This is a genomic window from Kitasatospora sp. NPDC001603, from assembly GCF_040298365.1.
In the GTDB taxonomy this organism is placed as follows: Bacteria; Actinomycetota; Actinomycetes; order Streptomycetales; family Streptomycetaceae; genus Kitasatospora.
On the sequence record NZ_JBEPAA010000017.1, the window covers coordinates 40,284 to 63,449 of the forward strand.

Sequence of the window (23,166 nt, forward strand, 5' to 3'; positions counted from 1 at the left end):
TGGGGCCCGAGGATCAAGCCCGGCAGAGCCCGGTCGTCCAGTCGACGGTCGCGGCGGCCTGCGAGTGCGTCCACTCCGGCGCCAGCAGGTCGCGGTCCAGCTGCGCCGCCGCTCCCTTGTCCTCGACCACGTAGCCGAAGTCCTGCAGCCAGGCCGGGTAGAGGTTCTTCGACCCGATGTAGAAGGCCGAGCCGTCGACCGCGACCAGCTTGTGGTGCAGCGCGTACGGGTGCCCGTCCGCCCAGGTGGCGGTCGGCGCGGCGCGGAAGGACGCGAGCTGGAGGTTGCCGCAGAGCGCGGCGCCCGCCTTCGCCGGGTCGCCGGTCAGCCGGGTCAGCCGGGCCCGCAGCACGTCGGAGACCTCGGAGAGCGACTTGATCTGCGAGTAGCCCCCGCTGCCGACCGTGCCCCGGTTCGCCGGGTCGCTGACCACGATCCGCACCTTGACCCCGGCCACCAGCTTGGCGGCCAGCAGGTCGTAGAGCCGGGCGTCGTAGCGCGGCAGCGGCGGGCAGGTGCCGTTCATGTCCTGCTGGGAGATCTCGATGTGGCTGCTCGCACTGCCGACGAGCGCGCGCAGGGCGTTCTCCTCGGGATTGACCGTCTCGTAGTCGCGGTCGGCGTTGGTGTTGTCGTGCAGGGCCAGCGGACCGCACTGGGTCTCGGAGGCCCCGGCGACCGGTGCGGGCCGGTAGGCCGAGGCGGGGTCCGCGGCCTTGACCCCGACCCCCAGGCCGCCGACGGCGATCACCGGGACGCTGCCGGTGGCGGGCGCGGCGGGGTTGGTGTCCCGCTCCATCGAGGGCCGGCAGGCGCCGCCGTCGGAGGAGGCGAACCACGCGTTGTCGAACAGGCCGGTGCGGCCGCAGGTCCACGCCCAGAGGGTGTCCAGGTAGCGCGCGGCCGAGGTGGCGGCCGGGCCGGTCAGGGCGAGGTCGACGTCCGAGACGGGGTGCGCGGTGTCCAGGTAGTCGTCCTTCCACCCGTTGATGCCACCGGCGATCACGCTCCGGCCGTCGACCACCAGCAGCTTGGAGTGGTTCCAGGAGAACGCCGTGCGGGAGGTGGTCATCGAGGCGACGTTCAGCGTCACCGAGCCGGCTGCGGGGCCGAGCCTGGCCAGCAGCTCGTCGCGGTAGCGGGAGGGGAGGACGTTGGCGTTGTAGAGCGGCGCCGCGCCCACCAGGATCCGCACCTGGGGGCGGTGACCGGCCGCGACCGAGGCCTTGAGCCCCGCCACCAGTGCGTCCTGGAAGCCGCCGTTGGGGAACGGCGCGAGGGTGGAGACGTCGACCGTCCGGGTGGCCGAGGCGACGTCCGCCTGCATCCTGGCCAGCAGCGCACGGGTGCCCCGGCGGTCGGCGCAGCCGGCGTCACCCCAGCAGCCGGGCGTCTGGAGCAGCCAGCCGGCCGGATCGTCGGCGGTGCCGGCCAGCGCGTTGCCCTCGGTGCGCTCCCAGACCGAGCCCTCCAGACCGGGCGACACCTCGCGCAGCGCACGCTCGACGGCGTCGAGGTGGGCCGTCCCGCCGTCGGCGGTGGCACCCTCGGCGGGGGCCGCGAGGGCCGACGGGGGCGGGACGGCGGCGAACAGGGTGGTGGCTGCGGCGACGGCCAGGGCCGAGCGGACGAGGCGGCCGGACCGGCGGGACCAAGGGAGGTGCACGTGAGGTTCCTTCAGCAAGCGGCGGGTGGTTCACCCGTGGGACACCCTGAGATTACCGAAAAGTAACTTGCTGTCGAATCTGCGCATGACAACCAGTCACCGGGCCGGAAACAGACCCGCCGGTCGACCCCCGCCGATCGGCGACGCATCGTCAGAAGCATGCATGACGATGCGTCAATCAGCGGTGTCACCCCGTCGGCCGCGCTCGCGGGACGCGTCGGGCCGACCGCCCGTACCGGTCACGCCGGGGCACGTCCGGGCGGGTGACGGCGGCGGCGATCCGGACCCCGCGACCGGCGAGCCGGGCGCCCGCCCGGCCCCGGATCCGTAGCGTCGGCCCATGCTCCTCGGCCTGCTGGCGGCGCTCCTGGCCGCCCTCCTCACCGGCTCGGCCACCGTCCTCCAGGCGGTGGGCGCGCGCCGCGCCGCGGTGGGCCACCATGCGGGCGAGGCCGCCGCGCTCGCCGGGGCGTTCCGCCAGTGGCCGTTCCTGGTGGGTGTCGGAATGGACATGCTCGGGTTCGCCGCCGAGCTGGTCGCGCTGGAGCGGCTGCCGCTCTACGAGGTCGAGGCCGCCCTGGCCTCCGCCCTCGCCGTCACCGCCGTGGGGGCGTCCCGGGTGCTGCGGATCCGGCTGCGGCGCAGCGAGTGGATCGGGGTGGCCTCGGTCTGCGCCGGGCTCTGCGTCCTCGCGCTCACCGCCGGACACGACGGCCGCGGGTCCGGCGACCAGCCGCTGCGCCTCGGCGTGCTGCTCGTCTCGGTCGCCCTGACGGCCGTGGGGTGGGCGGTGGTCCGCCTGGCCGGGGCGCGGCGCGCCCCGCTGCTCGGCCTGGTGGCCGGCCTGCAGTTCGGGGTGGTGGGCGTCGCGGTCCGGGTCCTGCCGGGGGCACGGCTGCCGGAGCTGTTCGGCGAACCCTCGGCGTACGCGATCGCCGTCGCCGGGCTGGGCGGCTTCACCGCGCTCACCTGGGCCATGCAGAGCGGGTCGGTCACCGCCGCGACGGCGGCGATGGTGCTCGGCGAGACCCTGGGCCCCGCGATCGTCGGGGTGCTGCTGCTCGGCGACCACACCCGTCACGACGCCACGCCGCTCGCCGTCGCCGGGTTCGCCGCCGCGGTCCTGGGCGCGCTGACCCTGGCGCGCTTCGGTGACGCCGAGCAACCCGCCACCGCCGGGACCTGAGCCCCGGACGGCCGCCGGCTCCCCGCGGCGCCGGGCCGGGGCCCGGCGCCGCGAAGCGGCAGGTGCGGAGCGGGAGGTCAGGCCGCCGGGCCCGCGAGGACCTCGTTGACCAGTTCGCGCGCCTCGGCCTGGACCCGGGCGAGGTGGTCGGCGCCGTGGAAGGACTCGGCGTAGATCTTGTAGACGTCCTCGGTGCCCGAGGGGCGGGCCGCGAACCAGGCGTTCTCGGTGCAGACCTTGATCCCGCCGATCGCGGCGCCGTTGCCGGGCGCCTCGGTGAGGACGGCGGTGACCGCCTCGCCCGCCAGGTCGCCGGCGCGGACCTGCGCCGGCGACAGCCGGGCCAGCAGCGCCTTCTGCTCGCGGTCGGCCGGGGCGTCCACCCGGGCGTAGGCGGGGGCGCCGAATCGGTCGGTGAGGTCGCGGTAGTACTCGCTGGGCGTGCGGCCGGTCACCGCGGTGATCTCCGAGGCCAGCAGGGCCAGCAGGATGCCGTCCTTGTCGGTGGTCCACACCCCGCCGTCGCGGCGCAGGAACGACGCCCCGGCCGACTCCTCGCCGCCGAACGCGATCGAGCCCTCCAGCAGCCCGTCGACGAACCACTTGAAGCCGACCGGCACCTCGACGAGGTCCCGCTTGAGGTCGGCGGCGACCCGGTCCAGCATCGAGGAGGACACCAGCGTCTTGCCCACCGCCGCGTCCACCGGCCAGTCGGCGCGGTGGCGGTACAGGTAGTCGACGGCGACGGCCAGGTAGTGGTTCGGGTTCATCAGGCCGCCGTCCGGCGTCACGATGCCGTGGCGGTCGGCGTCCGCGTCGTTGCCGGTGGCGATCGCGAACCGGTCCCGGCGCTCGATCAGCGAGGCCATCGCGGCCGGCGAGGAGCAGTCCATCCGGATCTTGCCGTCCCAGTCCAGCGTCATGAACCGCCAGGTCGGGTCGGTGACCGGGTTGACGACGGTCAGGTCCAGCCGGTGCGTCTCGGCGATCCGGCCCCAGTAGGCGACCGACGCCCCGCCCAGCGGGTCGGCGCCGATCCGCAGGCCCGCCGCCCGCACCGCGTCGAGGTCCAGCACCGAGACCAGGTCCTCGGTGTAGGCGGTGAGGTAGTCGTGGCGGCCGGTGGTCGCGGCGGCCAGGGCACGGGCGTAGGGCACCCGCTTGACGCCCCGCAGGCCGTCCCGGATCAGGGCGTTGGCGCGGTCCTGGATCCAGCCGGTGGCCTCCGAACCGGCCGGACCGCCGCTCGGCGGGTTGTACTTGAACCCGCCGTCGCGCGGCGGGTTGTGGGAGGGCGTCACCACGATGCCGTCGGCCAGCGCCTGCGGGTGGCGCCGGTTGTGGGCCAGGATCGCGTGCGAGACGGCCGGGGTGGGGGTGTAGCCGTCGGAGCTGTCCAGCAGGACGGTGACGCCGTTGGCCGCCAGCACCTCGACGGCGGTCGCCCGGGCCGGCTCGGACAGGGCGTGGGTGTCCGCGCCGAGGAACAGCGGGCCGGTGGTCCCCTGGGCCACCCGGTACTCGCAGATCGCCTGCGTGGTGGCGGCGATGTGGTCCTCGTTGAACGCGGCGTCCAGCGAGGAGCCGCGGTGCCCCGAGGTGCCGAACGCCACCCGCTGGCCCGGCTCCTCCGGGTCCGGGTGCAGCGTGTAGTACGCCGTCACCAACCGTGCCACGTCCACCAGGTCGTCCGGCTGCGCCTGCTGCCCGGCCCGTGCGTGTGCCATCGTCTCTCCCACAGTGTTCCTCGCCGTGCGCCGGCCGCGCGGCCCGGCGCATCCTTCTGCCCCGTGCTCACCGATCGTAGCCAGCGCGCGACCTTCGGCCCACACGGGGCGACCCCCGGGGACCGGAGCGTCCGGCACCAGCGGCGCCCGGCGGGGCGAGCCGGGGGGCGCACGACCGGGGCGCGCACGGGCGACGGCGGAACACCCCGGCGCCGGGCCGACCGGCGACCCGGCGCGGGCCCGCGGGCGCTCAGTCGCCGGGGTGTGGCTCCGCCGGCCGTGCCCGGGGGCCGGGCCGGGGTCGGAGCGCCCGGGTGACGCCCCAGGCCGCGGCCGCCAGGCCGGCCAGGGCGATCGGGCGCGACCACTCCCCCGCGCCGGTCGACGCGAGGGCCACGGACAGGACCAGGCCGGACGCGGCGAGGGCGGCCAGTGCGTGCACGGGCCGGACGCGGTCGCGCTGCGGGCCGAGGACGTCGACCAGCAGCAGGTGGCCGATCAGGAGCGCGGCCACCGCCGCGATCCGGCCGAACGGGGGCTCGCCCAGCGCGGCCAGCAGCACGCTCCCGGCCGCCAGCACGGTGCTGCGCGACGCGGCGAGCCGACCGGGCCAGCTGTGCGGGCGGCGCGGCGGCTCGTCGAGCGGCGGGGCGGCCCAGAAGGCGAAGGCCGCGGCGGCTACCGCGGCGACCGGGCCGAACCGGTCCACCGCGCCGTCGACGGTGCCGCCGACCCCGGCGGCGGTGAGCGCCAGCGCGACGCCGGTGCAGCGCAGCGCGGACCGCTCGGCCCACCCGACCCACCGGGCGGCGGGCGCGATCCCAGGCTCGGCAGCGACCGCATCAGCGACCGAGGCGGCGGTCGGGGCGGCGGTCGGGGTGTCGTCGACGGTGGTCATCGGGCTCCTCCCCCGATCCGGCGGCGCAGCAGTGGCGCGAGCGCCAGGTCGAGCGCCTCGCCCGGGGTGTAGCGGGCCACCGGGATGCCGCGGGCGCGCAGCGCCGAGCGCATCGCCTCGCGTTCGGCGTGCCAGAGCCGCAGGGCCACCGCGCCGATCTCGTCACCGGGCTCCACCACCGGTTCGCCGGCCGGGACCTCCACCACGACCAGCGGGTTGCCGCGGTCGCGGACCTGGCCGAGCACGTCCAGGATGCGCTGGTCGGCGAGCGAGGTGAAGGCGTACACCAGCGCGTGGCCGGGCAGCGCCGCCGCCGGGAGCCGGGGCACCAGGGGCCCCCGGTGGCCCCGGTCCTGGCGGACCTCCAGCACGCTCTCCACCATCCGGTAGAAGTGCCGGTCCCCGCTGCCCGCGGCGAGCCAGCGCAGCTTCCCGCCAACCGCGATCAGGCCGACCCGGTCGTGCCGGCGCAGGTAGGCGCGGGTCAGGCCGCCGGCCGCGCGCAACGTCTCGTCGAGGCTGGACCGGCCGGTGGCCGCGTCCAGGAAGTCGGCCAGCGTGTCCAGCAGGACGACCGCGTCGGCGGCCCGCTCCGCCGCGAACTGGTTGATCTGGACGGCGTCGCGGCGGGTGGTCGACGGCCAGTGGATGCGCCGCTGGCGCTCACCGGGCACGTGCGGGCGCACGCCGACGACCTCGACGCCGGTGCCCTCGTGCGCGGTGGTGTGCTCGCCGAGGCGTTCGGGCAGCCGTACCGAGATCGGGGTGAGGCGAGCCGCGCTCGGTACCGGGAAGACGTCCACCGTGCCGAGGTCGGTGCGCACCGTCCGGCGGGCCAGACCGCCGGCGTCGTAGACGTCGATGTCGACGCTGCCCAGGGTCCAGCGGCCCCAGCGTTCGGCCCGGAGCACCAGGTCGACCTCGGTGGCGCCGACGGTCACCGCCGTCAGGGCGACGCCGGGGCCGAGGGCGACGGCCGGGTCGAGCCGGCCGATCCGTCCGTCGTGGCGGACGGTGATCCGTACGGTGATCGGCTCGCCCTCCAGGCAGCGGCTCGGCTCGACGCTGTTCTCGGCGGCCAGCCGGGACGGCCGGCCGGTGCCCGGGGCCGCCAGGGCGAGCAGGACGGCCGGGCCGGCGGCCAGCGCGAGCAGCCAGGCGTGGCCGGTGGCCAGCGCGGCGACGGCCGCGACGGTGGCCACGGTGAGCAGGCGCAGGGTGCGCTCGCCGGGGCGCCAGTGCGGGGAGGGCGGGGTGCTCGGCAGGCCGGCCGCGGTGGCCCGGGCGCTGCGGGCGACCAGGCGCGCGACGGCCTGCTCCGGGCCCCGGGTGGCCGTCCGCCGGGCGGTGCCCGGGCCGGTGCGCGGGCCGGTGCTCGGGCCGGACCGCGTACCGGTCGGCCCTCCGGTCCGGGCGGTCCGGGCCGGGCGGCCGCGGGCGGGGCGCGGACCGGGGCCGGCGGCCGGGCCGGCGAGCCGGCGTACCGGGCGTCCGCCGGGTGCCGCGCTCTGGGCGGCGAGCCGGCGGGCCTGCTGCCCGGGCCGGTCGGCGGCGGAGGGCTCGGGGTTCACCGGGCGGCGTCCGGGGCGTCCACCGGGCCGCTCCCCGGCCCGCCGGCCGCGCGCGGCAGGGTCTGCGGCGCCGGGACGGCGGCGACCAGGCGCGCCAGCACGTCGTCCGCCTCGACCTGGCGCACCCACAACTCCGGGGTCAGGGTGATGCGGTGGGCCAGGGCCGGGACGGCGAGCGCCTTGACGTCCTCCGGGGTCAGGTAGTCGCGGCCCTCCAGCATCGCTCGGGCCCGGGCCAGCTGGACCAGCGCGAGACCGCCCCGGGGCGAGGCGCCGACCTGGATCTGCGGGTCGTTGCGGGTGGCGTGGACCAGCGCGATCACATAGTCGACCAGGTCGTCGTCGACCTCGACCCGCTCCAACGCCGCCCGCATGGCGAGGAGTTCGGCCGGACTGCTGACCGTCTCCAGGACCGGCTCCGGTACCGCGCGGTCCAGCCGGGCCCGGAGCATGGAGGCCTCCAGACCGGTGCTGAGGTAGCCCATCCGCACCCGGAGCAGGAAGCGGTCGAGCTGCGCCTCCGGCAGCGAGTAGGTGCCCTCGTACTCGATCGGGTTGGCGGTGGCGATCACCACGAACGGCTGCGGCAGCCGGCGGGTGGCGCCGTCGACGGAGACCTGGCCCTCGGCCATCGCCTCCAGCAGCGCGGCCTGGGTCTTCGGCGGGGTGCGGTTGATCTCGTCGGCCAGCAGGAGCTGGGTGAAGAGCGGCCCGGGGCGGAAGACCATCTCGCCGCTGCGCCGGTCGTAGAACGGCGCGCCGGTGACGTCCGAGGGCAGCAGGTCGGGGGTGAACTGGATCCGGCGGAAGTCCAGGCCGAGGGTGGTGGCGAAGGAGCGGGCCAGCAGGGTCTTGCCGAGCCCGGGCAGGTCCTCGATCAGCACGTGGCCGCCGGCCAGCACCCCCAGCATCACCAGCCGGAGGGCCTCGGGCTTGCCGACCACGGCGCGTTCGATCTCCTCGACCACCGCGCGGGCGCGGCGGCCGGCCTCCTGCGGCGTCAGCACCTGGGCCTCGGCCGGACGCCCCGGGGACTGCTCGGCCACCGGGGCGTGCTCGGTGTCCGGGACGGGGGCCTGGGGAACGGCGGTCATGGTTCTCCTGAAGGGCGGCGTCGGCCGGCCAACTACCGGGACCGGCGGGGGTGCGGGGGAACGGCGGGTGCTGGGCGTCCCTCGGGGACGGTGCCGGCTACCCGGACTTCGACGGCCTGGGGCCGGGCGGCTGGAGGGATTCGAGCCGGTCGACGAGGGCGAGCAGGACGGGGCCCGGGAGGGCCGCGTCCGGGTCCGCGGCGTCCGGGTCGATCCACGGCCACAGCCGGGGACCGATCAGTTCGGCGGCCCGGGCGCGGTCGGTGTCGAGCGAGACGCCGTGGGTCTCGGACAGGCGCGCCGCGAAGAGCCGCCGGAGCCGGCCGCGCAACGGCCGGGCGTCGCCGTTCGGGTCGAGGCCCTGACGGACGGTCCAGCGCCAGTCGCCGAGGCCCGGCTCCCGGGAGTCCATCACGCGCTGCCGGTCGCGCAGGCCGATGTCGAGGAAGCCCGCACCGGCCACGTACCGGCCGGCGACCAGCCCGGTGGCGGTCAGCAGGACGGCTCCGGCGGCGGCCGCGGGCGCGCCGCCGACCAGCGCGAACAGGACCTCGGCCAGTACGGCGGCCACTGTCAGCTCGATCAGGCTGTGCCGGACCGAGCCGGGTGCGGCGAGCTCGCCACCGGCCCGGCCCTTCGGGTCCACGGCTGCGGGGGCGGGGGCGGCGGAGGAGACGGCGCGGTCGGCCTGTCGCCCCTGCCGGCGGGCGCTCATCGGTGGCCTCCGGTACCGGCCGACCCGGCTGCCCCGGCTGCCCCGGCCGACCCGGCTGCCCCCGCCGTCGCGGGCTCCGGCGGTGGCCCGGCCCGGTCCGCCAGTCGCTCGGCGAGCGCGTCGAGGGCCGACCGCGCCCGGCGCACATGGGTCTCGTCCATCGGGTGGGTGGAGTACCGGGCCTCCCGGAACAGCGCGGTGAGCGCCCACGCGTGGACGGGGTCGACGCGGTCGTCGGTCACCGCACGCTCCAGCAGTTCGGTCGGGCTCTCGGGAGCCCGGCGGGACAGTCCGGAGGCCGCCAGCGAGGCCTCCATCGCGGCGTAGCAGGCGATCACCGCCGCCCGCGCGTCGGCGCCGGTGAGGGCGCGCCGGGCGGTGTCGACCGCGGCGGCCAGGGCGTCCTCACCTCGGGCCGGCGCGGCGGGCAGTCGCGCCGGCGGCCGCCGCCGGGCGATCCGCAGCCGCCGCAGCAGCAGGACGGCGACCACCACCACGGCGACCACCAGGGCGACGGCGAGCGCGCCGAACACCACGGGGATCACCGTCGAGAGCAAGCTCTTGCCGGACACCGGGTCGGGCCAGACCGGCGGCGGCGACGCCGGGGGCGGGCTGAAGTCCGGCACCGGGGGCAGCGACGGCGGATCGACCGAGTCCTTGACCGCCCGCCCGTGGAAGACGAACAGCAGCACCGGCACCGCGGCGGCGGCCCCGGGCAGCAGGACCGCGGTGGCCTCCCGCAGGCGCTCCGCCCACGGCGTCGGCCCGTCGAGGTGGCGGACCTCCGCGCGGAAGCGCAGCGCGAAGCGGCCGATGACGAACAGCCAGCCGAGCGCGAGCAGCAGGACGAGTCCGAGGGCCTCCACCGGCACCGTGGCGGCGGGCGCACCGAGCAGACCGCCGTCCGGCCGCAGGGCCGAGGCCGCGAGCAGCAGGCCCACGAGGGCGACCAGGACGCCCACGGTCCGGCCGGCCGACCCGCCGGCGCGGTCGGTGTCGCCCGCGCGGTCGTCCGGGCCGTTTCGCCCGTCGTGGCGGGGCCCGCTGGGCTGCAGTTCGTCGTCCACGCGGCCGTCCCCCGGTTCCCCCGCAGCGCGGTCGGCTCCGCGCGAGGGTGCAGCGTCGCACACCAACTGTCGTATTGTCACCCCGCGTCGCGGGCCGCCGAGGCCTCCGCACCCGGGCGGCCGCCGACCCCGGGAACGGGCTCAGACCAAGCGGTGCATGCCCACCGAGTGCGGGGCGGTCTCCCGGAAGCCGTACCGGGCGTAGAGCCGGTGGGCGTCACCGTCGGCGATCAGCGAGACGTAGGCGCCCGCCGGGGCCCGGCTCTCCAGTTCGGCGGTCAGCAGGGCCATGATCCGCCCGCCGAGGCCGCGGCCCTGGTGCTCGGGCAGGACGCAGACGTCGGCGATCTGGAAGACCGACCCGCCGTCGCCCACGATCCGGCCCATCCCGACCACCCGGCCGTCCAGGTGCACCGTCACCCCGTGCCAGGTGTGGGGGAGCCCGGCCGCCACCGCCGCGGCGGGCCGGTCGCTCATCCCCGCACCGGTCCGCAGCCGTCGGAAGGTGTCCACGTCCGGCACACCGGCCCGCAGCTCGTAATGGTCACTTACGCTAGTCATGCATTACAGGATAAGCCACCGCCGCCCCTCCCGGCGGAACGCGCGGGTCGGGACGGCGGGCGGGACGGCGGTGGCGGGACGGGCCGTCAGCCCCGCGTCAGGGCGAGCGACTGCACGGCGGGGAGCTTGCGCCAGTCGCTGGAGACGATGCTCGCGTGCGCCCGGGCGAGCTGCTCGGTACGGCCGCGGGCCTGGTCGGCGGTGGGGTCGGTGGCGCTGATCGCGGGTGCGACGTTCTGCGCGTCGGTCATCGTCAGCAGGTAGTGCCGGCTGTCGTACCAGGCGGTGTCGATGCCGCCCAGGTAGGCGGCGGCGTCACCGTCGAAGACCACGAACCAGGGACGGATCGCCGTCTCCGGGTACTTGGCGCGGGGATCGCCGGCCGCGGCGCCGTGCACGGCCGGGAACACCTGGGCGTCGCCGATCCGCCCGGCCGCGGCCAGGTCGCGCAGGTGACGCCCGTACTCGACGTCGGTGTGCAGGGTGTCGAAGGGGTTGCCCTCCTCCAGCGATCCGGGGATCACGTACACCAGCACCCGCCCGGCGAGCGAGGCCCTGGTCGGCCAGTTGCCGGCCCGGACCGCGTCGTCCGCCGTGGCGTACGAACCGCCGCCCGGCCTGGTGAGCAGGTCGGCCGGGCGCAGCACGGCGGAGCCCAGGTGGCCGGCGATCAGGGAGTCGAGCTGAGCGGGGCCCATGCCGCGGTTGGCGGCGAACCCGGCCTTGAGCTCCAGCTTGACCACCAGCGGGCCGGCGCCGGGGTGGGCGCCGAGCCAGACCCGGACGTCGTCCAGGCAGGTCTCCAGGTTCTTGTTGGCACCGCCGGTGTAGAGCTGGGCGGGCGTGCTCGCGCTGACGCAGTTGTTGGCGTTGCCGAGCGGGTTGGAGTGGCTGACCTTCCACTCCTTGGTCACGGTGTCCGTCCAGGCGTCCAGCTCGATCATGCCGGTGCCGGTGTCCAGGCCCTGGGCGAGGTAGCCGAACGCGGCCGGGTCGTAGGTGTTGTGCAGCCCGACGGTGGTGGCCGAGCCGAACGGGAGCTCACCGGGGCCGCTCGCGGCGGCCGACTGCACCGGGAGGAGGGCGGCGGCGGCGAGCAGACCGGTGGCGATGGTGCCGGCGAGGGCGCGGCGTGCGGTCACGATGACTTGTCCCCTTGTCAGAACGCGGTCGGCGGTCGCTTCCGCCGTTCGGAAGGATGCCGCGGCTGAGCATCCCTCATGTGAAGGGGACACAACAACACCATGACGGGGGCGGGACGATCCCGCGGCGCCGCCGACGGTGACCGGTGACCGGCGGTCAGCGGGCGGCGGTCAGCGGTCAGCGGTCAGCGCGGGTTCTCGCGCAACCAGTCCAGCTGCTCCCGGACCACCTGCACCCGGGGGTGGCCCGGGCCGTGGATCCGGCTGTAGTCGGCGGCGCAGCGCGTCAGCAGGCCGGCCGCCTCGGCGTGGAGGCCCGCGTCGATCAGGACGTTGGCCAGGTTCTCCCGGGAGCTCACCGTGACGGGGTGGCCGTCCCCGTGCAGGGCGATCCGCCGGGCCAGGATGTCCCGCAGGAGGGGGACGGCCTCCTGGTAGCGCGCCATGCCGTGCAGAACGGCGGCCAGGTTGTTGCGGGCGGAGAGGGTGTCGTCGGCGTTCGGCCCGGCGAGCGACTCCCAGGAGGCCGCCACCGCCCGCAGCTGCGGCTCCGCCTCGGCATGGCGGCCCAGCCGCACCAGGGCGGCGGCGAGGTTGCTGCGGGCCGCCACGGTGCGCTCGTGGTCACGCCCGTAGCGCTGTTCGAGCCGGGGCACCAGGGACCGCAGGGACCGCTCGGCCGCCCGGTGGCGGCCGCTGTTGATCAGGGCGGCCGCGTGCCGGTTGACGGCGGACAGCACCTCGGGGTGGTCCGCGCCCAGCAGCCTGGTCCGGCGGTCCAGCGTGTCGCGCAGCAGCGGTTCGGCCTCCGCGGAGCGGCTCAGGGACTCCAGGGCGGCGGCCAGCCCGTCGGCGCTGTGCAGGGTGTCCGGGTGGTCCCGGCCGAGGGTCTTTGCCCTGGCGCGGAAGTTCGCCTGCCAGAGCGACTCCGCCTGCTGGACCCGGCCGAGGTGGTGCAGCAGGTCCGCCAGCTCCGCGTCGGTCCGCAGGGTCTCCTCGTGGCGGGCCCCGAGTCTCGCGCGCTGGGTGCCCGCGACGTACTCGTAGAGCTCGACCGCGCGGTCGCCGCCGCCCGGGGTGTGCGCCAGGACCCGGGCGTACTCCCGCAGGAGGATCAGGGTCTCGGGGTGGTCGGCGCCCAGCTTCTCGATGGCCGCGTTCGCCCGCCACTCGGCCACCTCCACCGGCTGGACGCGGACCCGGGCGATCTCCTGCTCCGGCCGGCCCTCCGTCACCTCGGTGACGGTGACGGTGGCCCCGGGCGGCTGCCAGCGCGGCTCCCGGAGCCCGTCGGCGGCGGCCGGCCCGTCCTCGGCGCCCTCGCCGGGCGGTCCCGACGGCGCGGGGCCGCCCGTGCCGTCGGCCCGCGCGGCACGCTCGGCCCGCCTGCGCCACCATCCGCTCATCGGTGGTCCTCCTTCGTCGTCTCGTCGTCTCGTCGTCTCGTCGTCGCGGTCCGGCCGGTCAGGCGCCGGCGTGCACATGGGCGGCCCAGAGGCCGGGACTGGTGGCGAACGCCGTCCGGCACTGCCGGACGGCGTGGTGGAGCGCCTCGGCCGTCCGGTCGGTGTCCAGCCCCGGTGCCCCGGCGGGCCGGCCGGCCCGCAGGCCCTGGTAGAGCAGCCTGGTCATCCGCAGCGCCAGCAGGTCGTGCACCGGCCAGAGGGTGCCGACGGCATGGGCGTACCCGGCGAGCTGGAAGGCGGAGGTGATGTGGATCGCCTCGTCGGCCAGGTCCGCGGCGCCCCGGGCCGTCTCGCAGGCCGAGAGGACGGCGAGCCGGGCCGCGGGCAGGTCCAGCCGGGCGATCCGGCGGACCGTCAGCGCCGCCGTCCGGTGGTCGTGGACGAGGAGGCGGGCGTTGGACGGGTCGCGCGGCTCGCTGACGCCGTGGCAGGCGAAGTGCACGTGGGAGTGGCGGGGCAGCGCTTCGAGGACGCGTGCCAGGGTGGCCTCCTCGCCGATCAGCAGCTCGGTGGGCAGCAGCCCGCGGAGCAGCTCGACCTCGCGCCGGGCGCCGGTGAGCGGGCGGGCACCCGGGGTCTCGGGCAGCGCCACCGCGAGCAGGCCGTCGGCGGCCGGGGGGTCGCCGGGCGCGGACCCGCCTGCCGACGGCCCGCCCACCGCCGCCTCGCCCACCGACGGTCCGGTCGGTTCCGGTCCGGTCTCCCGGGTGCGGGCGTACGCGAGCGCGCGGACGGTCGGGGTGTAGGAGGAGACCACCCGGTCGAGCACGGTGCGGGGCCTCCCACCGGGCGCCCCGTCGTGGGCGCCCGGAGCATCGTGGCCCGTGGCGTCCCCGTGGTGGCCCGCCGCGTGCAGCGGCAGGGCGGAGAGCGCGCCGCCCGGCGACCACCAGACCCGGGGCCACCGGCCGTCCGCCGCCGCCCCGGACAGGCCGAGCCGGTCGAGAACCGGTCCGGTGACGTGGTCCCAGGTCCAGCGGAGCACCTCGCCGATCGCCACCTGGGCCGCCCGGTCGGTCGCCGGGTCGGCCGCCGCCGCCAGCGCCGCCTCCAGCCGGCGGACCTGCTCGTCCACCGCCTCCGGAGTGGCCCCGGGCAGCGGGACCAGCAGGACCTGACCCGACCACAGGACCAGTGCGTCGCTGCGGTACCCGCTGCAGTAGGCGAGCACCACCGGCCCGCGCCGGGAGACCGCCGCCAGGAGGTCCGGGGAGGGCGGGGAGAAGAAGTCCGCGAAGCCCGGCAGGGCGCGGATCTCCGTCACCAGCTGCTCGAACCGCGCCGCCAGGGTGTGCCGCAGGTGGCTGCCGGTGGTGCCGGGCAGCCCCGGCGCCCCGTCGGCCGGGCCGGCGGCGTCCCGTGCGTCGGGGGCCTCGAGGGCGTCCCGTGCGTCGGGGGCGTCAGGGGCGTCGGCGTCGGCGGCGTCGATCCGCTCGATCCGCTCGCTCAGCTCACGGAACCGCTCGGCGGCCGCCGGATGGGCGCGGCGCAGCCGGCCCAGGCCGTCGCGGGTGGCGATGGTGCGGCCCAGCAGGACGCCCCGGCCCTGTTCCAGCAGCTGGACGGCGAGGACGAGGTCCCCCGCCTGAACGGCGCAGGCGGCGGCCTCGGCGGCCAGCCCATGCACCCGGGAGAGGCTGCGCTCCTGGTCACCGCGGGCCAGCCGGCCCGAGGCGGCGAACGGCAGCAGCCGTACGGCCAGTTCGTAGCCGTGCAGGGCCTCCTCCCACCGTTCGCCGGTCGCCGCCGCGGCGCCCCACTCCCAGGCGGCCAGGACCCGGCCGTGGGCCGGCATCGCCTCGGTCCGCGCGGCCCGCCGGTAGGCGTCCTCGGCGGCCCGCAGCACGCCCGGGTCGCCGTCCCGGTGGTGGAGGATCAGCAGGGTGTCGGCGTAGTACCGCAGGTAGCCGCCGTGCGCCGCGGTGCCCTCGGCGTCGGCCCAGACGGCCCGGCCGAGGTCGCTCACCGCCGCTTCCAGCGCCGCCCCGTCCCCGGTCGTGCGGTACTGGTCGAGCCGGGCGTTGCCGAGGTTGGAGAGCACCAGGGCGAGCCGGGGGTCGCCGTACGGGCTCTCCTCGACGGCGCGTTCCAGCAGGGCGACGGCCTCGTCCAGGTCCGCCCGGTCGCCGGTCGCGTCGAACCGGGCCCGCAGCGCGTTGGCGAGGTGGTTCAGCCGGTCGCCCAGGGCCGGGCTGCCGGACCGGGTCAGCGCGAGGGCCTCGCGGGCCGTCGCGATCGCCTCGTCGGCCACCGCCGGCTCGCCGGTCGCACCGTGCCGGCTCTGCAGCACCACACCGAGGTTGGCCAGCCGGTCGACCCGGTCGGCGGGCCGGACCGGTCCCTCGTCGACGGCCCGGCGGGCAAGCTCGGCCGCCTCCCGGAAGGCCTGCGGGTCGTCGGTCTGGAACCCGCGCTCCCGCAGGGTGACGGCGAGGTTGGCGAGGATCTCGCCGAAGGTCTTCGTGCCGGGCCGCTCCCCGGCGAGCGCCTCGCGCTGCACCTCGACGGCCTCGTCGAGGAGTTCCACGTCACCGGTCCACTGCGCCAGCCGGTGCAGCGCGTTGCCGAGGCTGTTCAGCCGGTGCGGGCGCCGGGTGGCGTCGCGTTCCGGAACGGCCGCGGCGCGGCGCAGCAGGTCGACGGACTCCCGCAGCACCGCCAGGTCGCCGGTGGCCTCGGCGGCCAGCCGCAGGGCCACCCCGAGCCCGGCCAGGCAGCCGCCGTGGCCCGGCTGCCCGGCCGGCGTCGCGGCCAGCGAGGCCCGGTTCACCCGGAGCATCTCCTCGCGGTCGCCCGGGTCGCCGGTGAGGGCGTACCAGGTCCGCAGGCCCTGGGCCAGGTTGTGCAGCGCCGGCAGCCGGGCTCCGTGGCCCGCCGGGACCACGGCCGGCACCTCGCGCCACAGCCCCAGCGCCTCCTCCAACGCCTCGGTGTCGCCGGTGAGTTCGTAGCCGGCGTGCAGCACCTCGGCGAGACCGAGCAGCAGGGCGACGAGGTCGTCGGGGTCGGACGGCAGGCCGTCCAGCGCCCGCCGGTAGGCGCTCTCGGCCCGGGTCAGGTCCTGCTCGCGGCCGGCGGCCCGGTAGCGCTCGGACAGCGCCGCGCCGAGGCCGGCCAGCGCCTCCCCCACGGTGGGCGGCTGCTGCGGCAGGCCGGCCGCGCGGGCGAACATCGCCACCGCGCCGTCCAGATCCGCCGGCCGGTGGTCGAGGTCGAACCTGGTCCGGTACCCGAGGGCGAGCAGCCGGACGTCCTGGGCCGCGGGCGGCTCGGCCGCCGCGCGTTCGACGCCGAGCTCGATCAGGGCGTCCAGGTCCCGCCGGTCGCCGAGCAGTTGCCAGCGCACCAGGAGCGCCACCAGGAGGTTGCCCGCCCGGACGGACCGGCCCGGGTCGTCCGGCGGGGCCTTGCGCAGGTACTTCCGGGTCGTGCGGACCGCCCGGTCCAGGGCCGCCCGGTCGCCCGTTCTGAGGTGGTGCAGCAGGAGTTCGGCGGCCGGATCCGCCCCGCCTCCCGTCACCGAAAGCCGCGCCTGCGAGACGATCACCCCCGGGCGCTCCGTCGCGCCGATCGGCCGGTCTGCTCCAACTCCCCGCCGCGGCGGGTGGAATCCCTCCATATCCTAGCGAACGTACCGTCAGAAGGCCGTCGTTATACTGATCCACGATCCGCGACGACGATCCATGATCCGACGATCCATGATCCGCGGACGACGCCAGGAAGGGGGCCGGGTGGTCGAGACGGCGAGCCGCGAGCCGGACGGTCCGGCGGCCGGGCACGCGCGGTTGGGGGAGTTCTGCCGGCGGCTGACCTCCGCGCCTGACTCGCTCGACCTCGGCCCGGCGGGGCACCGCCTGGTGGAACACCTCACCGCCGAGCTGCGGGCCGGCCGGCCGCCGGCGGAACTCGACGACGCGTTCGACGAGTTGGAGGAGCTGCTGCTGATGGCCGGGCACAGCGCCGGGCTCGGCTCCTTCCGCACGACCCCCGTTCCCGGCCCCGCCTACCGCGCCCTGCCGGTCTCCGGCCCGGGCCACCCGCCGCTGCACGTCCTGGCCTGCCCGCACGGCCACTGCGGCCGGGTGGAGGTGCCGGACGCCGCGCAGGCCTCGCAGTGCCGGGTGTTCGGACAGCCGCTGCGGGCGGTCGGACTCCGGTGACCAGCGCCTTCCTCGGCGCGCTGGGCGGCCGGATCGCCGAGCGCTGGGTCACGCTGCTCGCCCTCCCCGGCCTGCTCTACCTCGCCGCCCTGACCACCGCCGGCGTCCTCGGCCAGCGCCACTGGGGCGACCTCGGCCGGCTCCGCTCACGACTCGACGAGCTGGCCGCCGCGCCCGGCTCGCACAGCGCCGCCGTGATCGCCGTCGTCGCCCTGGCCGTCCTGGTCGGCGCGGCCGCGATCGGGGCGGCCGCCCAGGCGCTGGGCACCGGGGTGGAACTGCTCTGGTGCGCCGAGGCGCGCGGCCCCCTGCTGCGCCGCCTCGCCGACCGGCGGCTGCGCCGCTGGCGCACGGCGGACGAGGCCTACCGGTCGGCCCTGCTGGCGGCGGGCCGCGCCCGGATCGCCGGCGCGGCCGACGCCGACGACCTGGCCGACACCGCGGAGCTCCGCTACGCCGAACGCAACCGCGTCGCGGCGGCCCGCCCGCGCCATCCGTTCCGCACCGGGGACCGGCTGGCCGCACCCGGCCAACGCCTCTGGCGCGCCTACCGCCTGGACCTCGCGGCCGCCTGGCCCCACCTGTGGCTGCTCGCCGCCGACGGCACCCGCGCGGAGCTGCACACCGCCCGCCTCCAGCTGGGCGCCGCCGCCCGGCTCTGCGCCTGGGGCATCGGGTACCTGCTGCTGGGCCTCTGGTGGTGGCCGGCCGCGCCGGCGGGCGCGGCCGCCGTCGGCCTCGGCCTGCGCCGGGGGCGGGACGCCGCGGTGGCGTTCGCCGACCTCACGGAGGCACTCGCCGACCTGCACGTCCGCGAACTGGCACAGTCCCAGGGCATCGACTGCCCCGACGGCTTCGACCGCGCGGCGGGCGAACGCCTCTCCCGGGCCCTGGCCAAGGTGGACTGACCGCCCGCCGAGGCCCCGCACCGCCGCCCGGCAGCCGGCACCGGGCTCCGGCGGCGCTCCACCGGCGGTCCACTGGCGCCCGGCCGGTGGCGGCGGCCGGGAGGCCGTCCCCACCGGGGCGACGAGCCCCGTGGCGGCACCCCGGGCGGGCAGCCCAGCGGCCCGCCCCGCCCGGTGGGGGTCCACCGCGCGCCGCTCGGCGGCCGGCTCCGCTCGGCGGCCGAGCAGCGGTCACCCGGTGGTGACCCGCAGGTTGGCGAGGACGGCCGAGCCGTCGGCGGTGGTGGCGAGCACCCGGCCGGAGCGGTGCCAGAACGTCAGTGCCCCGCCGTGGTGGCGCAGGCCCACCGCCGGCGGACCGGCACCCGGCCGCCCCGCCGCCGTCGCGTTCGGGAGCAGCAGGGTCCGCGGCGGCTCCGCCTCGCTCGCGGTGCCGGTGTGGACGCGGACGGTGCCGTCGGCGGCCGGGGCGAGCGTCAGGGCCCAGTGCTCGCCGTCGACGACCGGCCCGGCCGGGGCCACGCCGTCGACGAGTCGTTCCACCGGCTCCCGGTCGGTCGACCAGCGCAGTGTGGTGCCGCCCCGGGCCGGATCGGGTTGGCCGGCCAGCAGCCGGCCGGTCGCCAGCAGTGCCGTGCCCTCGCCGAGGAGGTCGGCGTCCAGCGCGGTGCGCGAGCGCAGCTCCCAGCCGGGCTGGTCCCAGCGCCACAGCTCCGTCAGCACGCCACCCCCGGGCAGCTGGGAGGCGACGACGGACGCGCAGGACGTGGGGGTGCGCACCAGCGGGCCGACGGGCCGCTGCTCGCCACCGAGCTCCCGCCACACCACGGTCGGGCGCGCGGCCAGGGTGTCGAGGACGGCGATGCCCTCCTCGTCCCGGGTCAGCAGCTGTCGGCCGTCGAAGGACCGCACGAGCCCGCGCACCCGCAGCGTGCCCCAGGACCGGACGGCGCGGGTGCCGAGGTCCAGCCGGGAGATCTCGCGGACCTGCCCGTAGCGGGCCACCAGCAGGGCGGCGCCGCCGTGGTCGGCCAGGACGAGTTCGTCCGCCGGGACGTCCCAGCGGGCCTTCACCCGGCCGTCGGGCCCGAGCAGTCGCACCCCCGCCTGGCCGCAGGCCACCAGCAGCAGGCCCGACTCCAGCCGCGCCGCGTCCAGGACCGGGAGCGTCCCGGGCCGGTCCACGAAGGCCCACTCGTGCCCGCCGTCGGCCGTGGGACGGGCGGGCCGGCGCGGTCGCGGCAGATCCGCCGCGACCAGCGGGTCGGCACGCTTCGCCAACTGCTCGAACAGGGCGGTCTCGGTGCGCTGGTCGAGCGGGGCGCCGGAGCCGCCGGCCCCGCCGAAGCCGCCGTCGCGGACCACGGCGCGGAGCGCCGCCGTGGCGAGTTCGCGGTCGCCCGCCGGGTCCGCGCCCGGCAGCCCGGCCAGCGCACCGGCCAGCGCGGACCGGCCGGTCGCCCGGCCGCGGCCGGCGTCGGTGACGCCGGTGTCATCGGTGGTGCCGGTGTCGTCGCCGGCGTCCTCCAGGACGGCCAGCGCGAGCGCCCGGGTCGCCTCCCCCGCGCCGAGGGCCAGCAGGTGGGCCAGTGCCCGGCCGCGCGCCGGGCCGCCGAGCGCGACCGCGTCCCGCAGGTCGGCGGCCACCGAGGGCCGCAACTCCTCGTCCGGCCAGGCGGCTTCGACCGCGCCCAGTCGGTCGCCGCCCGCGCGGCTGTGCTCGACCCAGGCGGCCCGCAGCTCACGCCCGGCCCCCGGGTCGTCGGCGCTCAGCCGCTCGACGGCGTCGGCGAAGGCCGCCCGCCGGTGCGCCGTCCGGACCGCCCGCGCGCGCTCACCCGCCCGCCACCAGAGCCGCACCACCAGATCGGCGGCCAGCCCCCGGCCCTCGGCGAGTTCGGCGGCCTGAGCGGTCCGGCCGTGCCGGTCCAGCAGGGCGACCGCCTCGGCCGGGGCGTCCATCAGGTCGGCGAGCACGAACGCCGCCTCGTCGATCCGCCCCTCCCGCTCCAGCGCGGTGGCGGCCTGCCGGTAGAGACCGGCCAGGTGCTGCTGCACGGTCGGCCCGGACATCGGCGAGACGCCCGCCGGGCCGCCGGTGACCGGGGTCGGCCGCAGCGCGCCCGCGAAGCGCCGGGGCAGGCCGAGCGAGAGCCACCCCTGCTCGGTGGGGCGGGATTCGCCGGCGAGCCGGAGCGCGTCGCGCAGCGCGTCGTCCCAGCGGCGCTGCTCGAAGGCGCGGGTCAGCTCCCGCAGGTAGCGGGCGTGGCGGCCGTGGACCAGCCGGCCGGCGGGGCTGCGCACGACGAGCCGGGCGAGCAGCCCCCGCAGCAGCGGCCGCCGGGTGCGGACCGGCCGCCCGCCCGCCGGGCGCGGAGCGGTACCGGCGGTACCGCCGGACGTGCCCCGGGCGGCCCGACTGCCCCGGGCGAGGAGGGCGGTGACGGCCACGGCGAGGAGGACCCCGCCGGGGTGGAAGCCGCGGTCCACGATCAGCTGGGCGAAGCGGACGACCAGGAACACGGCGACGACGACGAGGACGACGGCCGCCGCCATGAACGCCACCGGGCCGGACCCGTCCCCCCAGCGGGGCAGCCGAAGCCGGCCAAACCACCGGGCGGCCCGGGCCAGGCCCGGGAGGCGGACCCGCCGACCGCCGCCGGCCGGAGCCGCCTCGGTCAGCCGGCGCGCGCGCTCGGAGCGGGCCCCGACGCCGGCCGCCGCCCGCAGGTCGGGCCGGGCGGGCCGGGGCAGGTCCTCGACGACGGGCGCGGGCTCGGCCACCGCACCGACCGGCGCGAGCCGGTGGAGGGTGAGTCCGGCCGGGTCGAGCCAGTCCGCCGGGTCCAGCGGCGGCAGTTCGGCGATCGGGTGCGTCGTCACCGCCCCCGCCACGGGGAGGGCGAGCCGGCCCGTCGGCACCGGGGCGCCCTCGGCGCCGACCGCGGCCAGACCGCCGCCGGGCAGGCGCCGCACGGGCAGCCCGGGCGCGCGGTCCGCGCGGGCCTCGACCGACTCGGCCAGGACGAGCAGCCAGCGGCCGTCCGGGAGCGCGCGCAGCTCGGCGCCGTCCGCCCAGTGGGCCAGGACGCGCTCGGCGGCCTCGTCCGCGCCGATCACCGGGACGTCCAGGACGAAGCCGGCCGCGGCCACGGTGGCGCGGAACGCGGCGGCGGCGGCGGTGGCACTCACTGGTCGCTCCCGAGGTGGTAGAGGACGCGGCCGGTGTTGGCGTCGCCGATGACGATCCGGCCCGGGCGCGGTTCGACGGCGAGCAGGGGCAGGGTCGGGTGGACGGCGGGCGGGCTGACGCCGCCGGAGAAGCGGGCGAGCGTGCGGGTGCCGTCCGGCCGGATGCTGCGCACCTGCCGGCCGTCGAGGGTGCAGGTGATCAGCGCCGGCACCGCGCCCTGGTGGACCAGGCCGACCACCTCGGCCCGCTCCCGGAACGACAGCCGGACCCGACCGCCCTGCCGGGGCTGCACCACCCAGTTCCTGCCGTCCTCGGACCAGGCCTGGGTGGTGCCGCCGTGCACGACGTGCCGGGCCCGCTCCGCCTCGGGCAGCAGCGGGTGCGGGAACAGCCGCCGCTCGCGGACCCGCTGGAAGCCGCGCTCCTCCGCGCCGGGGGCCAACGGCCCGTCGTCGCGGGCACTCCCGCCTCGCTCGATCCGCCACCACCGGCCGCCCAGCGGGCAGAGCAGGTCGTCGCCGTCGCGCAGCACCGGCCGGAGCGGGCCGGTGCACACGGTTTCCAGGACGGCCCGGTCGAGCCCGAGGGCGGCCAGCTCGACGGTGAACTCGCCGCTCGCCCCGAGCGGGCGGCCACTGACGTACGGGAGGAGCCGCTCCCCCCTGAGGTGGAGCGCGATCAGACGCCGGCCGATCCGGCCGGCCGCGACCACCGGCCCGTGCAGGTGGTGGCGGCGGGTCCGGATCGCGCCGTCGTGCTCCGGCCCGGCACCGGGCAGGTTGGCCGCGAGCAGGGTGGCGGTGTTCCGGCCCCTCAGCAGGAGTGTGCGGGCCTCGGTGGTGAAGACCGGCTGCGCCCGCCCGGTCGCCCCGACCGGAACGGCGACCACCGCCGGCGCGGCCCGGCGGAACTCGGCGCCGCGCAGCGCCCGGACGGCGATCGGCGCCGGAGGCAGCGGCAGCTCGACGGACGTCCGCGCGAGGCGCACGGTGACGCGGACGGCGCCGTCGGCGCTCCAGCCGCTCGGCTCGCTCGCCAGCACGTGCTGGCGGGAGGCGAGCCGGTCGGCCAGCCGGGGCGAGGTGAGCAGCCAGGACCGGTCGGCGTCGTCCAGCCCCTGCCGGGCCAGCCGGACGTCCTCGGGCGTCGGGTCGGTGTGCCGGCGGGCGGCGAGCCAGCGCGGCAGCAGCTCCGGGAGGTCCCCGGTGAGCCACTGGCCGGGCGGGTCACCCAGGATGCCGACGACCAGTTCGGTGCCGCGCGCGGCTGCCCGGCGGTGCAGGACCAGCAGGGCGGCGAGCTGGACGAGCCGCCCGGCACCCGCCTGGGCGGGGCCGGTGTCGGCCAGCGCGACGATCCGGCCGCGTACCGTCGGGGTGCGGAACTCGGGCGCCAGGTAAAGGAGTTCACCCTCGGCCAGGCGGCGCAGGAACTCGTCGGGGGCTTCGTCGGCCAGCAGCCACTCGGAGGGCAGCAGTTGGTCGGGCCGGCCGGACCGGACGAGGCCGCCGTGCCCGTCCGGGGTGCCGCGGTCGTCGACGGCGGGCTCGCGCTCGCCGATCAGGGCATCCAGGCGGCGCAGCAACGGGCCCAGCGCGACGGCGAGTTCCGGCGTCAGCGCGGACAGACCGGCGGCCCAGGGGGCCAGCGCGGCGGGGAGGCGGGCGGTCATCGCAGGCCACCCCCGCAGGACGGGCCCGGGGCGCTCGGGGCGCGACGGACGGCGGACGCGGACGCGCGAGCGGGCACGAACCCGACACCGGGGACCAGGCAGCCGCACCCTGACACGGCGGCAACCGGACGCCGACGGCG

The 23,166-nt window shown here is 77.7% G+C and carries 16 protein-coding genes; 3 read left to right on the top strand and 13 right to left on the bottom strand.

What is annotated here, in order from left to right; translation table 11 throughout:
• Positions 1-13: 13 nt before the first annotated feature.
• Positions 14-1,666 carry a phospholipase D-like domain-containing protein gene (locus ABT263_RS13840; RefSeq protein ID WP_352290707.1) on the bottom strand — a complete coding sequence of 551 codons (1,653 nt, stop codon included), beginning with the start codon at positions 1,664-1,666 and terminating at the stop codon, positions 14-16.
• 340 nt (positions 1,667-2,006) lie between these two features.
• On the opposite strand from ABT263_RS13840, the gene ABT263_RS13845 reads away from it, so the two are divergent.
• Positions 2,007-2,852 (top strand): DMT family transporter, encoded by an 846-nt coding sequence (locus tag ABT263_RS13845; protein WP_352290708.1) that lies wholly within the window; start codon positions 2,007-2,009, stop codon positions 2,850-2,852.
• A gap of 77 nt (positions 2,853-2,929) precedes the next feature.
• Here the strand turns inward: ABT263_RS13845 and pgm are convergent, their stop codons facing one another.
• The 10 genes from pgm to ABT263_RS13895 all read right to left on the bottom strand — a co-directional run bounded on the left by pgm (position 2,930) and on the right by ABT263_RS13895 (position 16,640).
• Positions 2,930-4,579, bottom strand: coding sequence for a phosphoglucomutase (alpha-D-glucose-1,6-bisphosphate-dependent) (gene pgm, locus ABT263_RS13850; RefSeq protein ID WP_352290709.1), 1,650 nt, complete (start codon positions 4,577-4,579; stop codon positions 2,930-2,932).
• A 250-nt stretch (positions 4,580-4,829) separates the two neighbouring features.
• Positions 4,830-5,477, bottom strand: coding sequence for a hypothetical protein (locus ABT263_RS13855; RefSeq protein WP_352290710.1), 648 nt, complete (start codon positions 5,475-5,477; stop codon positions 4,830-4,832).
• Positions 5,474-7,048, bottom strand: coding sequence for a DUF58 domain-containing protein (locus ABT263_RS13860; protein WP_352290711.1), 1,575 nt, complete (start codon positions 7,046-7,048; stop codon positions 5,474-5,476). Before ABT263_RS13860 ends, ABT263_RS13855 begins: the two co-directional genes overlap by 4 nt.
• Positions 7,045-8,142, bottom strand: coding sequence for an AAA family ATPase (locus ABT263_RS13865; protein ID WP_352290712.1), 1,098 nt, complete (start codon positions 8,140-8,142; stop codon positions 7,045-7,047). The genes ABT263_RS13860 and ABT263_RS13865 overlap by 4 nt, the downstream gene beginning before the upstream one ends.
• 97 nt (positions 8,143-8,239) lie before the next feature.
• Complete coding sequence (locus tag ABT263_RS13870) at positions 8,240-8,857, bottom strand: hypothetical protein (protein WP_352290713.1); 618 nt, start codon at positions 8,855-8,857, stop codon at positions 8,240-8,242.
• Positions 8,854-9,924, bottom strand: a complete 1,071-nt coding sequence (locus tag ABT263_RS13875) for a DUF4129 domain-containing protein (RefSeq protein ID WP_352290714.1) — start codon at positions 9,922-9,924, stop codon at positions 8,854-8,856. The genes ABT263_RS13870 and ABT263_RS13875 overlap by 4 nt, the downstream gene beginning before the upstream one ends.
• Before the next feature lie 141 nt (positions 9,925-10,065).
• Entirely contained in the window at positions 10,066-10,485 is a 420-nt protein-coding gene (locus ABT263_RS13880) for a GNAT family N-acetyltransferase (protein WP_352290715.1), read from the bottom strand.
• Between the two features lie 86 nt (positions 10,486-10,571).
• Positions 10,572-11,627, bottom strand: a complete 1,056-nt coding sequence (locus ABT263_RS13885) for a phosphatidylinositol-specific phospholipase C domain-containing protein (RefSeq protein WP_352290716.1) — start codon at positions 11,625-11,627, stop codon at positions 10,572-10,574.
• A gap of 185 nt (positions 11,628-11,812) precedes the next feature.
• On the bottom strand, positions 11,813-13,033 hold the full coding sequence (locus tag ABT263_RS13890) for a tetratricopeptide repeat protein (RefSeq protein ID WP_352290717.1): 1,221 nt from the start codon (positions 13,031-13,033) through the stop codon (positions 11,813-11,815).
• 58 nt (positions 13,034-13,091) lie between these two features.
• Positions 13,092-16,640: a CHAT domain-containing protein gene (locus ABT263_RS13895; protein WP_352290718.1), complete on the bottom strand. Its 3,549-nt coding sequence runs from the start codon at positions 16,638-16,640 to the stop codon at positions 13,092-13,094.
• Between the two features lie 151 nt (positions 16,641-16,791).
• On the opposite strand from ABT263_RS13895, the gene ABT263_RS13900 reads away from it, so the two are divergent.
• Both ABT263_RS13900 and ABT263_RS13905 read left to right on the top strand, forming a co-directional pair.
• Positions 16,792-17,253, top strand: coding sequence for a hypothetical protein (locus tag ABT263_RS13900; protein WP_352290719.1), 462 nt, complete (start codon positions 16,792-16,794; stop codon positions 17,251-17,253).
• A complete protein-coding gene (locus tag ABT263_RS13905) occupies positions 17,250-18,161 on the top strand; it encodes a hypothetical protein (RefSeq protein WP_352290720.1) in 912 nt (303 codons plus the stop codon). Before ABT263_RS13900 ends, ABT263_RS13905 begins: the two co-directional genes overlap by 4 nt.
• Before the next feature lie 231 nt (positions 18,162-18,392).
• Here ABT263_RS13905 and ABT263_RS13910 read toward each other — a convergent pair whose 3' ends face one another.
• Both ABT263_RS13910 and ABT263_RS13915 read right to left on the bottom strand, forming a co-directional pair.
• Positions 18,393-21,353: a bpX6 domain-containing protein gene (locus tag ABT263_RS13910; RefSeq protein WP_352290721.1), complete on the bottom strand. Its 2,961-nt coding sequence runs from the start codon at positions 21,351-21,353 to the stop codon at positions 18,393-18,395.
• Positions 21,350-23,026 carry a hypothetical protein gene (locus tag ABT263_RS13915; RefSeq protein ID WP_352290722.1) on the bottom strand — a complete coding sequence of 559 codons (1,677 nt, stop codon included), beginning with the start codon at positions 23,024-23,026 and terminating at the stop codon, positions 21,350-21,352. Before ABT263_RS13915 ends, ABT263_RS13910 begins: the two co-directional genes overlap by 4 nt.
• Between the last annotated feature and the right edge of the window lie 140 nt (positions 23,027-23,166).